The organism is Neorhizobium sp. P12A (assembly GCF_008365395.1).
In the GTDB taxonomy this organism is placed as follows: domain Bacteria; phylum Pseudomonadota; class Alphaproteobacteria; order Rhizobiales; family Rhizobiaceae; genus Rhizobium.
Genome location: NZ_QOVX01000001.1, coordinates 138234 through 150874 on the forward strand (window position 1 = coordinate 138234; position 12641 = coordinate 150874).

The window sequence follows — 12641 nt, forward strand, 5'->3', positions numbered from 1 at the left end:
ATGGACTCTGCTCTGCCACCCCGACCCAACCTAGCAGAGAACAGCGAGAGCATAGGTCCGGCGATCTATGCTCTCGCCAGTCGCCTTTTTCCGATCTGCCGCAGCATTACCGGCAATGGTGTGCGCGAGACCATCAACATTCTGCGCGAACATATCGACCTCGAACTCCATGAGGTCGCGACCGGAACCCAGGTCTTCGACTGGGTCATTCCGCCAGAATGGAACATCAGGGACGCATACATCAAGGATGCCGCCGGACGAAGAGTCGTCGATTTCGCCCGTTCGAACCTTCATGTCATGAGCTATAGCCGGAACGTTCGGCAAGTCATGCCGCTGAGTGAGCTGAAGAGCCATATCTATACGCTGCCGGCGCAACCTGACCTCATCCCCTATAAGACCGCCTACTATATCGACGACTGGGCCTTTTGCCTGTCGCATAACCAGCTCCTGGAGCTGCAGGATGGCGATTACGAAGTCGTCATCGACTCCACGAAATCGGATGGACACCTGTCCTATGGGGAATACCTCCATCGGGGAACGAGCGGCAGGGAGGTCCTGCTATCGGCGCATATTTGCCATCCGTCGCTTGCCAACGACAATTGCTCGGGACTTGCAGTGCTGACCAGCCTTGCTCAGCTGCTGCGGGGCCGGAAGACGCGCTACAGCTACCGCTTTCTCTTCGCTCCGGGCACGATCGGATCGCTCACCTGGCTTTCCCGGAACGAGGATCGCCTCGGCAACATCGACCACGGCCTGGTCGTGTCCTGCGTCGGCGATGGAGGCGGACCGATCTACAAGAAAAGCCGTCGGGGCAATGCGATCATAGATCGTTTGATGGCACGCATTTCCTGCAACGAAACGCCGATGACCGTCCAGAACTTCAGTCCTTACGGCTATGACGAAAGGCAGTTCTGTTCGCCCGGCTTCAATATGTCGGTTGGGCTATTGCAAAGAAGCGCTTTCGGGACCTTTGCGGAATACCACACGTCAGCGGACAATCTCGATTTCATACGTCCTGAACATCTTGCCTCGTCATTACGGATGCTCACCGATGTGATCGATGCGCTCGAGGGCAATTGGACGCCCCTCAACCTCTCCCCCAAAGGCGAACCGCAGCTTGGCAAGCGCGGGCTGTTTTCGCCCGTTGGCGGTCACAAGACCAACAGTACGAAAACAATGGCTTACCTATGGGTACTAAATCTGGCCGACGGTAATCATTCGCTTCTTGATATCGCCGAGCGGGCCGACATGGTGTTTTCGGAAATCGCGGAAGCAGCTGCGAGACTGAGGGATGCAGGACTGCTTGCAGACATCAGCGCCGCCGAAAACTAGACGGGATCGCTGACGCGCAGCAGCGGCCAGCTCTTATCCTTGTCGGACATGACGGCGGGATCCGCAGGCCAACTGACGCCGACGACCGGGTCGTCGAAGCGTATGCCGCTGGCGGCGGTGGGCTCGTATGGCGTCGATATCAGGTAGGACACCACGGCATCGTCACTGAGTGATTGAAAGCCGTGGGCAAAGCCTTTCGGAATATAGAACTGCGCCCGGTTTTCGCTGGAGAGCACAGCCCCTGCCCATTCGAGGTAGGTTGGAGATTCTGGCCTCAGGTCCACGGCGACGTCCCATATTGCGCCCTGCATGCAGGAGACCAGTTTGTCTTCCCCATGCGGGGCCTTCTGGAAATGTAGGCCGCGGATCGTGTGTTTCTGGCGCGAATGAGAGTAGCTGTGCTGGACAAAGTCCTGGATGAGCCCGTGTTGGGCGAACTCCTCCTTGCAGAAGGTTCGCGCAAACGAACCGCGACTGTCCACCGACGGTATGGGTTCGACGATCCAGAGACCCTCAATTCTCGTCCTGTTGAAGCGCATCCGATCCCCCAGCAATAGTCTCAAAAGTCTTACCACCAATGGGCAAAACACCAACACTGCAAGCTATTGATCAGATATTACTCCAATACAAGGCAAATGAGAACAAGTACTTAAGGTGATACTCAGAATAACGATAGTCGACTATCGAATTATTGTTCAAAAACAAGACAGAATTCATACGGCTTTTGGACGATATCGGTGTTCGTATTGCGGTATCGTTTTCAACGCCCCCCGGAGATACTTTGCCAACATCAACGACGGGCTTATCAGGTCCGCGATCAGGTCATCTTGAATCATATAGGGGACGGGGGCATGAATCTTCAGGCCGGTCAGAGCTTATCGATGACGGCTGCCATTCAGAATGCTCGGCTTTGCCGGCTCTGCGGGGCAGCTCTGCAAGATACTTTCGTAGATCTGGGAATGTCACCGCCATGCGAAAGTTTCGTACCCGCGGCGGAAATAGGCAACATGGAAGCCTACTACCCGCTCCATGCCTTTGTCTGCCGCGAGTGCCTACTGGTTCAGCTCGAAGAGCATATCAGTCCGCAGCATATATTCGAGGAATACGCATATTTCTCCTCCTATTCGGACAGTTGGGTCGAGCATGCCCGTCGCTATTGCGACATGGCGGCCGATCGCTTCGGCCTGAATTCGGAAAGCCTTGTCGTCGAGCTTGCCAGCAACGACGGCTATCTCCTGCAGCACTTCGTGAAGAAGGCCATACCTGTCATCGGCATTGAGCCGGCAATCAACGTGGCAAAGGTCGCCATCGAAAAAGGCGTGCCCACGGTCACGCGCTTCTTCGGAACCTCACTTGCCGGTGAAATGGTCGCTGAAGGCAAAATGGCTGACCTGATTGTCGGCAACAATGTTCTGGCACAGGTTCCCGACCTCAACGACTTCGTCGCCGGAATGAAGCTGCTGCTCAAGCCACAGGGTGTGATCACGCTCGAGTTTCCGCATATCGCCACGCTGATCGCGGAAAGCCAATTCGACACGATCTACCACGAGCACTTCTCCTACTTCTCCCTGATGACGATCGAGAAGATGGCGCGACTTCACGACCTCAGGGTCTTCGATGTCGAAGAACTGCCGACGCACGGCGGCTCGCTGCGCATCTACCTTTGCCACAGGGATGAAAACATCCATCGCGAAGAGCGGGTCGACGCGCTGCGCATGGCTGAATTCAAGGCCGGCCTGGACCTCGTCGAAACCTATACGTCTTTCGGCGAAGCGGTGCGCACGACGAAACGCAATCTGCTTTCCTACCTCATCCAGCTGAAGAACGCAGGCAAGACCATTTGCGGCTACGGCGCGCCTGGCAAGGGCAATACGCTTCTCAACTATTGCGCAATCGGCACCGATTTCCTCGACTTCACCGTCGACCGCAATCCGTACAAGCACGGCCGGCTCACGCCAGGCATGCACATACCGATCCGGCCGGTCAACGAAATCGACATGCACAAGCCAGACTACGTCCTCATCCTGCCCTGGAATCTCAAAGGCGAGATCGTCAAGCAGATGAAACATATCGGCGACTGGGGCGGCAAGTTCATCGTTCCGATCCCCCACGTAGCCGTCATCGATCCAACGGAGATCCAGCCATGAAAGTCGTCCTTTTTTGCGGTGGCATGGGAACCCGGATCCGCGAATATTCCGAGAGCGTGCCGAAGCCTCTTATCCCGCTCGGCTCGCAGCCAATCATGCGCCACGTCATGCAATATTATTCGGACTACGGGCACGACGAATTCATTCTTTGCCTCGGCTACAAGGCCAATGTCATCAAAGACTTCTTCCTGAACAGCAAACCGCATGCCTTTTCGGATTGCGTCGTGTCGGGTTCCGGCCAGGTCGAATTGCTGGGCGAGATGCGCAAGGAATGGCGCGTTTCGCTGATCGATACGGGCATCTGGCGCAACATCGGCGAGCGGCTCTGGGCCGTGCGCGATCACGTCAAGAACGAGAAGATCTTCCTGGCGAACTACAGCGACGGGCTGACGAATGTCGACCTTGACGACATGATCGCCCGCTTCGAGGCGAGCGACAAGCTTGCCTGCTTCCTCGCGGTGCGCCCGCCCCTCACCTATCATCTCGCCGATATCGAGGACGACGGTCGGGTGCGCGAATTCAGGTCGTCGGACAGGTCCGACATCTGGATCAATGGCGGCTACTTCCTGATGCGCGGCGAGATTTTCGACTACATGCGCGAAGGCGAGGAGCTTGTGCTCGAACCCTTCTCCCGTCTGATCGCCGAAGACAAGCTCATGGCCTACAAGCACACCGGCTTCTGGCGCTCGATGGACACGCTGCGCGACTGGCAGACGCTGGAAGCAATGGTCGAACGCGGTGATATGCCCTGGATTCGCGAGACCGGAGCGGTGCGAAGCGGAGCAGCGCTGCGCCCATGAGAAACATTGCGCTCGCATCGCGTGGTGAACGCCTGTCGGTCCTGTGCCTCGGTGCACATTCGGACGATATCGAAATCGGCGTCGGCGGCACGATACTGAGCCTGCTTTCACGCGGCGTCATCCTTGACGTCCACTGGTGCGTCTTCAGCGCTTCAGGCGAACGCGAGACCGAGGCGCGGAGATCGGCTGAAGCTTTCCTCAGCGAAACCGAGAGCTGCAAGATCGAGCTCGGCAATTTCGAGGACAGCTATTTCCCGAGCCAGAGCCGAGAGATCAAGGCATGGCTGATCGAGCTTCGCAGTCGCGTCAGTCCGGATGTCATCTTCACGCACAGCCGGGAGGATGAACATCAGGACCATCGCGAGATCAACATGCTGACCACCAACGTGTTCCGCGACCACTTCATCCTGGAATACGAAATTCCGAAATGGGACGGCGATCTGATGCGGCGCAACACCTACGTCCCGATAGCCGAGGCCATCATGGAGGCCAAGGTCGAGTTGCTTCTGAAGAATTTCGGAACGCAGCGGTCGAAGGACTGGTTCGATGCGGATACGTTCCGCAGCCTGGCGCGACTGCGCGGGATGGAATGCCGCGCGCCGGCGCGTTTTGCGGAGGCGTTCACGGCGAGGAAACTTCTACTGGCATGACGATATCGGCGCGAACATGGCAAGGCGCCCGAACAAAAGGAACACCGAGAACCACAAAGAGAAACCCAAGCGGATCAATATTCAGTTGAGGAGAGGGGGTTGAAGATGAGCACTGAGCGTCTCGACTTTGGTACGAAGGACATCACCGTTCATCCTGGGAGCGTGAGGACGATCGATAACGGCCTCACTCAGGTGCAGCCATCGCCGCAACTGCGAACCACTGGGTATCTCGCGCTGATCGACAGGCGTGCGCTGGAGCGGGAATGCCTGGCCCATGGCCTTGCCATTCATAACATCGGCATGAAGGTCGTCGCCTGCAGCGACTTGGAGGAATGGGGCGACACGAAGAGGGATCTGGGTCTGCCGCGTGCCATTCTCTTCAATGCCGGCAATACCGACATCAATGACGAGAGCCTGAGCGAGGAAATCAAGACGCTCGTGACAGCGATGGCCCCTACCCCGGTCATCGTTCTGTCGAACAGCCAGGAACTCCCCGAGGTTCTGCATATCATCCAGCTCGGCGTGCGCGGCTATATTCCAAGCTCCGTCAGCATCGACGTCTGCATCCAGGCGATAGGCCTCGCCATCGCCGGCGGACGCTTTGTCCCGGCAAGCAGCCTGCTCAACATGCGCGAGTCCCTTGGAATTTCCAAAATGGCCCGACCCGCCTCTGCTTCCACGTTCACGAGCCGGCAGTCGGCGGTGGCGCAGGCGCTTCGTTGCGGCAAGGCAAACAAGGTGATCGCTTCCGAGCTGAACCTCTGTGAAAGCACCATCAAAGTCCACATTCGCAATATCATGAAGAAGCTTGGAGCGACCAACCGAACGGAGGTGGCCTGCAAGATCGGAGATATAGCGATGAAGGATCGGGCCTGCTGATCGGCCAAAACCCGACCGAGTGTTTGTCATCCAAGTACGGGAATTGTTTGATGATAGTATCCCAGAGTCCGCAGGCACAGGAACAGGAGTCAGGGCCCCGCTTCCTTTCGATCCTGTGGGAAAGACGGTATGTCGTATTCCAGTGTCTCATTCTAGGTTTGATCGGAGCCGCGGTCTCCTACTTCGCGACACCGGCACGCTACAAGGCAGAGGCGATTTTGGCGCTGGACGCCCGCAAGCTTCAGGTCCTGCCGACGGAATCCGTCATCTCCCCATTGCCCCAGGACAGTCCCGTTCTGCGCACCGAACTCGACATCATCGGATCGAGATCGATGGCCGAACGCGTGCTCGATAAGCTGAGCAAACAGGATATTGCCGCCGAAAGACGCGCCAACGGTCCAGGACCTCAGCCAGAGCAGACGACCCTGGACCCGCGTGAGAAGAAAATTAAGCTGGACAAGATGATGGATGACGTCCGTGTCATCAACGACGGACGCTCCTACACGATTTACATCGACTATTACGCCACCGATTCGGTTTACGCGGCGCAAGTCGCCAATGCCTACGGGGAAGCCTATATCGACTACCAGATCGATCAGCAGACATCGGCGACGAGACGCGTCAGTGAGTGGCTCGGCGAGCGCCTGGTGAGCCTCAGGACCAAACTCGAAGAGTCCGAACGGGCAGCCAACGATTTCCGTACGCAGGCGGGGCTTGTCGATACGGGTGGCGCACCGCTGCAATCCCAGCAGATTTCCCGGATGAACGACGAATTGACCTCGCTGCAGACGAAAATGGCCGGGTCCGTCGCGCGGCTTGAGACGGCGGAACAAATGCAAAAGGAAGGCGATATCCTCGGATTGTACGAGGTTCTCTCCTCCCCCAGCGTTCAGGCGCTCCGAGCCGAGCAGGCAAGGGTTGAACGTGCCATCGCCGACATCGACAAGAGCGGCGCGCTGATGAACTCGCAACTGCCGCAACTCTTGTCCCAGCGCGCATCGTTGAAACAGCAGGTTGCCAACGAGGTGACGCAGGTCGTCAATGGTCTTCGAAGCGAAATTGTCGTCAACGACAAGCAGCAGGAAGCCCTTGAAGCCAATTTGAAAGACATCCAGACGGCGATGTCGAAAACCAGCCAGGCTCAGGTCCAGTTGAGCCAGCTCGACCGCGAAGCAGCAGCCAACCGCGTTCTCTATGAAAGCTACCTGTCACGATACAAGCAGACGATCGAACAGGATGGCATCGCCACGGCCGAAGCGCGGCTGATCTCTCGCGCCATGCCAAGCCCGCATCCAACCAGCCCCGATGCCAAACTATGGGCAATTGCAGGCCTCGTCTTCGGCATACTGGGAGGAATCGCACTCGCGCTTCTCTTGAACTTCACCGACAAGTCGGTCCGCTCGCCAAACAAACTCGAAGCGAAGCTCGGATTGGCCATCATCGGGCGAATACCGCGCCTCTCACGCAAGGAAGTTGTCCTGGCCGCTGATATCAACCGCAGTGCACCGGATTTCCGGGCAGCGATTGCGGATCTGCAGACCTATCTTCGGCTCTCTACGGAACGCGCCCGCGTCGTCGTGCTGACCTCGTCCATAAACGGTGAAGGCAAGACATTCATTATCGGAAATCTCGCTCGCTCACTCGCAGCAACCGGCGTGAAGACTGCCGTACTGGAGTGCAACCTCAGAAACCCGACGCTTTCGAAGGAATTTGCACTACAAACGTCGAGGCATCTCGCTCAATTCGTGACCGAGGAAATATCGGCGGACGAGCTGATCCAGCACGATCCAGGATCGGATGTCGATATCGTCTTCGCTGAGGAATGTGACGTACCGCCGGAATTCATCCTTGGCAGCCGCCGCTTCGCGACGCTGATGGAGGAAATGAAGCGCCGTTACGATCTTGTCCTCATTGACGGACCCACGGCCGCGGATGGTTTCGATCTGCTTCGCGTGGCGTCCTTCTCCGACACCGTCGCTTTCGTCATCAATCCTGACATCGCCAAGATCACCGAAGTCGAAGCATCGATCAAGAAGCTGAGACTGACGAATCGGCCGATCAGCGGGATCGTTCTCAACGGCATCAGGCGCAAGCGGCACCGGTCGCCGCTCTTCGGTTGGCTGTTCTCATCGGCAGGAAAATCGAAACGCGGACGTAAATACAAGCCTGCCCGGCCTGTGACCGTGCAGAGTTGAGGTGGACCATGTTCATGCTGAAGCATCATTCTCGACGGGTGAAGACGTTTATTCTCGGCACCGCCATCTCCACCTGTTTTCTTCTCCCGCTGCCGCAGCAATCGTCGGCGCAGGATGAGTCCTACAAGGTCGCGGAGGGCGACACCCTGTCCATCACGGTTTACGGGGACGCAGGCTTGAGCGGAGCGTTTCCCGTCGGCCCGGGAGGGACCATTGGCTATCCCATCCTCGGCAACATCCCGGTGGAGGGGCATACGCTCGATGAGATCAGCGACCAGATCAACACTGGCCTGAAGCCCCATATCCCCAATCTCTCGGCGGCGGTAGCAATCAAGGAATATGCGCCCGTATTCATCATGGGCGACGTCCAGAAACCCGGCAAATTCGAATTCCGGCCCGGCATGATCGCACTTGAGCTCTTCGCGCTCGGCGGCGGCCTGCGCGAGCCCACGGTCCAGACCGATACCTCTGGCGTTCAGCTGATCAACGTTCAACAGGAATACGAGGATCTGACCCTCCAGCTGCTCTCGCTGGACGTCAAGCGCGTACGCCTGGAAGCGGAATTCAACGACAAGCCGTTCGACTACCCGATCACGAACCAGGGCGCGCTGCGTGATCCGGCGACGCTGCAAAGCATCGTGGATTCGGAGCGCAATCTCTATCAGCAGCGCCTGACGGTCATGCAAAGCGACCGAACCAATCTTCAGGACCAGCGGCAGAATTTCGCCGAAGAAATCGACATGCTCAATAAGAGCACCGATCTGCGCAACCAGCAGTTCGACCTTCTCAAGCTCGACGTCGATGCCTCGCAGGGGCTGGTTACGCGAGGCGCGGCTTCAGAATCGGTGCTGCGGGAACGAAAGAGAGAGCTGCTGCAGATGAACCAGCAATTGCTGGAATTCGGTTCGTATCTCGCTCGAGCCAAGCAGAGCAAAAATGAAGTAGAACGCCGGCTGCAGGATTTGGATAGCAAACGAAAGGGCGACGCTGTCACCGAGTTGCGCCAGGTCAATCTCGACATGCTGCGCATCCGGAAAAAAATGGAATACAACGTGCAGGTCATGGCTGAGATCAGCGCTGCTGCGCGGCGCGTCACCGACCGATCAAAGATCATCCAGACGGAATTCTCCGTCGTGCGGCTCACGGACGGCCAGTATGAAGAGACGACGATCGACGAACATACGCAGGTTCAGCCCGGCGACCTGATCCGCGTGCGCCTGGTGGGACCGGACCCAACGATAACTGTGGGAAGCGCCAAATAAGTCGGAGTGGCAGGCTCTCCGGCTTGCCGATAGGAACCCTGCCCTCGAGTGTTCCCCCCAGCCGCGACAACGGAATCGGATGCGCGTTTACTCGCATGAACCGGTTCGATTCCGGCCGCGACCGTCGTGGCGCCGACTCATTTGCGATTCTGTGGGCACAAGGAAAAGAAATCAGCCGAATTCAGCTATTTACCCGCTTGATCTTATAGCGATCCTGCGAGAACTCATTTTTCCTGCCGCTGGCTAAGCAAATCAGCGTAACATTTTGATTTCATTGAGAGAAAATGGTGGGTGATGTAGGGCTCGAACCTACGACCCGCTGATTAAGAGTCAGCTGCTCTACCAACTGAGCTAATCACCCGTAACCGCTTGCTCGCGGTGTGACCGGGCATATAAATAGGATCGGTTTCGTTGTCCAGCGGCCAGATGAATTTTCTTTGGTTAATTGTCAAAAAAAATTCGAACGACGCAAAAAACCATTGAAAATCAAAGATCCAGCATTCCGGTTGCCACGCGCACTGCCTGACCGCCAATCCGTGCGTTCGATATCTCCCCTCCATCGACGTCGATATGCAGGTGAATGAACGAGGGTCGGCCCATCTCGACACCCTGCTCGACGATGACAGGACGGTGACCGTCAGGAAGCTGGTCGAAATGATGGATAGCTCCCGATAGCGCCGCGACGGCGGATCCCGTCGCCGGGTCTTCGACGATGCCCATGCCAGCCGCAAACATGCGCGCATGAAACTTCGCCGTATGATTGACCGCGCCGCGACAGTAGATGTAGGCCGAGGCGAGCGCACCATCGACGAAGGGGACCGTCTTTTCCCAAAGCTGCGGGTCGAACTCGATCCGCTCGGCAACACCGACATCATGCACGGGCACCAAGAGAAACGGCACGCCGGCGCTCCAGATCGAAGGCACGTGATTCTCGAAACCGATATCCGTCGTTCTCAAGCCCAATGCATTGGCGATTCCAAGCTTGTCGAGTGACAGGTTAATCTGCTGCGATTTGCGCGGCAGGTCGAATTCGGCAAAGCTTGCCTGCTGCTGCCGCAGGCGCACGGCGCAGCGCACCGGCCCCACCCTTTCTTCGAGCACGGAGACAAGATCGAGATCGCCGCCATGGTGGGCATGAGCCCGCTCCGCAAGCGCGATGGCCGCACCGACGGTGGGATGCCCGGCAAAGGGAAGTTCCCGGCCGGGCGTAAAGATGCGAAGGCTGGCCGTATGCGCCGGATTGGGCGAAGTGCGTACGAAAACCGTCTCCGAGAGATTCAATTCCCGCGTAATTGCCTGCATCGCCTCGTCGCTCAGGCCTTCCCCGTCGAAAACAACCGCCAGCGGATTTCCCGCGAGTTTGCTGTCGGTGAACACATCATAGACGCTGTAGCTTCGAGCCAACCCTGCCTCCTGCTTTGACCACAAATTGCCAACCTGCCCGACCGCGCATTTAAGCGCAAGGCGATATACTCACTTCGCTTCCCCGAAAAACCACGCAAGAATAGCCGGCATGGCCGCGCTATAGTGATGCGCCGCCGGATCGGCGGACCTGATGGCGAGAGCGCCATCGATCTCCTTCTCCTCGTCCACCAGCATGTGTTGCCGGACGCGCGCCAGTATCTCGTCTGCCGTAAGTGGAAACCGATAGACGCGAAGAAGCGTGACGCTGCGATCGGAATGAGTCGCGAAATAGCCGGGATCGGCAACGCCATCCCGGAGATCGAGGCCCGTCTCTTCCAGAACCTCGCGGCGCATATTGCCCTCGACATCGCAATAGCCGTCGACGATGTCGTTTTCATCCATCGACCCGGCCGGGCAATAGACCTGCCCCGGATTGGCGGTGTGCTGGCCCATGCGGATCGCGATCAGGGCGCCATCCGAAGACACGACCATGCCGAAGGCGAAGACGTGAAAGCCGCCGGCGCGCTCTCGCTGCCCGCGCCAATACATGAAGGTGGAAAAGGGGCTGACATAGGATTCGCCGGTGATCGCCTCTTCGCTGACCGACAGCCGATGCTGGAAAAGCATACGCCCGTCGTAAAATGCGGGGTTGGCGGCCAGTTCCCTGTTCCAATTGTCCCTGGCGGCGGCCGCATGTTCGACATGGTAGGGATGATCTCCATCCATCACGCGCAGTTCAATGCGACCGACCGGAAATACGATCTTTTCCGGCGGCCAGCCCGTTGTGTCTTCACTCAACAAAACGCTCATATCAAATCCAGTGTGATGACAACGGGACAATGGTCGGAAGCCTTCGGGCGGTCCCAGCCGGTGCGGGGATAACGCTCGACCTCCTGACCGGGAGGAAAGACGGTTCGATAGGGTTGCCCGGCGCGGATGATTTCGGGCACCGCCTTGGCGTTTCTTGCTGCCATTGCCGGCGAAAGCCAGATGTAGTCGAGCTGGCAGAGCCACTGCTCCTGCGGTCCGCGGGCATGATAAAGCGTCCAACGCTCCATCTGGTCCCGGCGACGCAGCACATTCTCCGCAAAGCCATCATCGCTGAAGACATCGAGCGCGCTCGTCTGCTCCCTGTGATATTCGAAGCGGTATCCGCTGCGCCGTGATCCGATGACGTCGACGCGCTCCTGATAGTCGTTCATGTCACCGCAAATGGCGAAATTCTTCGTGGCAGTTTTGCCCCGGCCGAAACGGTCTTCGATGATCCGCCGCACGGCAAACGTCTCGGCGCGGCGCAGCGGCATGGTCGCGCGCCGCCCGTCGACACCCTCGCGGGGGCCTCCCATCGATTTCAGATGCACGACATAGAGCGTGAACGGCACGCCGCCGATCCTGAGATCGAGCTCGAGGCAATCGCGCTTGAAGATCTTGTCGTGGGGGTGATAGCCGAGAGCTGCCAATTCGTCGGTAAAAAGACCGAAATCGCCGTAAGTCACCATGGCGTGACTGGTGATTTCCTTGAGCTCGATGTTCTGTCCGTCACGTGTCTGCTCGCGCATCATGACTGCAACATCGATACCACGGCTGTCATTGCCCTCGACGAGGTATTTTTGCCGGTAGCCGTTACCCATCATGCGGTAAAGATAGCCGTATTCGAAGGCGTGTAGCGCGGCCAGATTATCCACCTCCTGCAGGCAGATGATATCCGCATCGGCTGCGGCAACGGCAAGCGCCGTCATCTGGCGAGTGTCGTCGGTCGCGGCCACCACGCGTGCCTGCTCCAACTGCTGGTACACAGCCTCGGTCGGTACATTGAAAAGCTGCAGGACGCGATCCTGCTTCAGCTGATTGCGAAAACCGGTGAAATCGAACCGGGCCATCAGGTTTTCGATGTTGAAGGTGGCAAGACGCAACGACATAAAGCATTCCACTTGGCGAATGGATCAGCCGATTTCGGCTTCTTCATTTTTTC

Annotated in this window: 11 protein-coding genes and 1 tRNA gene; 7 read left to right on the top strand and 5 right to left on the bottom strand. The window is 57.8% G+C overall.

Annotated features, from left to right (window positions below; all coding sequences use genetic code 11):
* Entirely contained in the window at positions 1-1332 is a 1332-nt protein-coding gene (locus DTW90_RS00620; protein ID WP_149336004.1) for a DUF4910 domain-containing protein, read from the top strand.
* Here DTW90_RS00620 and rfbC read toward each other — a convergent pair.
* Positions 1329-1871, bottom strand: a complete 543-nt coding sequence (gene rfbC / locus DTW90_RS00625) for a dTDP-4-dehydrorhamnose 3,5-epimerase (protein ID WP_149336005.1) — start codon at positions 1869-1871, stop codon at positions 1329-1331. The genes DTW90_RS00620 and rfbC overlap by 4 nt on opposite strands.
* Positions 1872-2183: 312 nt before the next feature.
* On the opposite strand from rfbC, the gene DTW90_RS00630 reads away from it, so the two are divergent.
* From DTW90_RS00630 to DTW90_RS00655, 6 genes are all read left to right on the top strand, one after another.
* Positions 2184-3479: a class I SAM-dependent methyltransferase gene (locus DTW90_RS00630; RefSeq protein ID WP_149336006.1), complete on the top strand. Its 1296-nt coding sequence runs from the start codon at positions 2184-2186 to the stop codon at positions 3477-3479.
* Positions 3476-4279 (top strand): sugar phosphate nucleotidyltransferase, encoded by an 804-nt coding sequence (locus DTW90_RS00635; RefSeq protein WP_132524328.1) that lies wholly within the window; start codon positions 3476-3478, stop codon positions 4277-4279. Before DTW90_RS00630 ends, DTW90_RS00635 begins: the two co-directional genes overlap by 4 nt.
* Positions 4276-4929 (top strand): PIG-L deacetylase family protein, encoded by a 654-nt coding sequence (locus DTW90_RS00640; RefSeq protein WP_188079853.1) that lies wholly within the window; start codon positions 4276-4278, stop codon positions 4927-4929. The genes DTW90_RS00635 and DTW90_RS00640 overlap by 4 nt, the downstream gene beginning before the upstream one ends.
* 105 nt (positions 4930-5034) lie before the next feature.
* The gene (locus tag DTW90_RS00645) at positions 5035-5808 is read left to right on the top strand and encodes a response regulator transcription factor (protein ID WP_132524327.1); all 774 of its coding nucleotides are present in this window, start codon (positions 5035-5037) and stop codon (positions 5806-5808) included.
* A gap of 50 nt (positions 5809-5858) precedes the next feature.
* Entirely contained in the window at positions 5859-8003 is a 2145-nt protein-coding gene (locus tag DTW90_RS00650) for a polysaccharide biosynthesis tyrosine autokinase (RefSeq protein WP_149336007.1), read from the top strand.
* 14 nt (positions 8004-8017) lie between these two features.
* On the top strand, positions 8018-9265 hold the full coding sequence (locus tag DTW90_RS00655; protein WP_149336008.1) for a polysaccharide biosynthesis/export family protein: 1248 nt from the start codon (positions 8018-8020) through the stop codon (positions 9263-9265).
* Between the two features lie 285 nt (positions 9266-9550).
* On the opposite strand, the gene DTW90_RS00660 is transcribed toward DTW90_RS00655, so the two are convergent.
* From DTW90_RS00660 to DTW90_RS00675, 4 genes are all read right to left on the bottom strand, one after another.
* Positions 9551-9626: transfer RNA gene (locus DTW90_RS00660), tRNA-Lys, on the bottom strand.
* Between the two features lie 125 nt (positions 9627-9751).
* Positions 9752-10669, bottom strand: a complete 918-nt coding sequence (locus DTW90_RS00665; protein WP_132524324.1) for a PhzF family phenazine biosynthesis protein — start codon at positions 10667-10669, stop codon at positions 9752-9754.
* 69 nt (positions 10670-10738) lie between these two features.
* Positions 10739-11479, bottom strand: coding sequence for an NUDIX hydrolase (locus DTW90_RS00670; protein ID WP_149336009.1), 741 nt, complete (start codon positions 11477-11479; stop codon positions 10739-10741).
* Positions 11476-12588, bottom strand: coding sequence for an endonuclease/exonuclease/phosphatase family protein (locus DTW90_RS00675; RefSeq protein WP_149336010.1), 1113 nt, complete (start codon positions 12586-12588; stop codon positions 11476-11478). Before DTW90_RS00675 ends, DTW90_RS00670 begins: the two co-directional genes overlap by 4 nt.
* Positions 12589-12641: the final 53 nt, after the last annotated feature.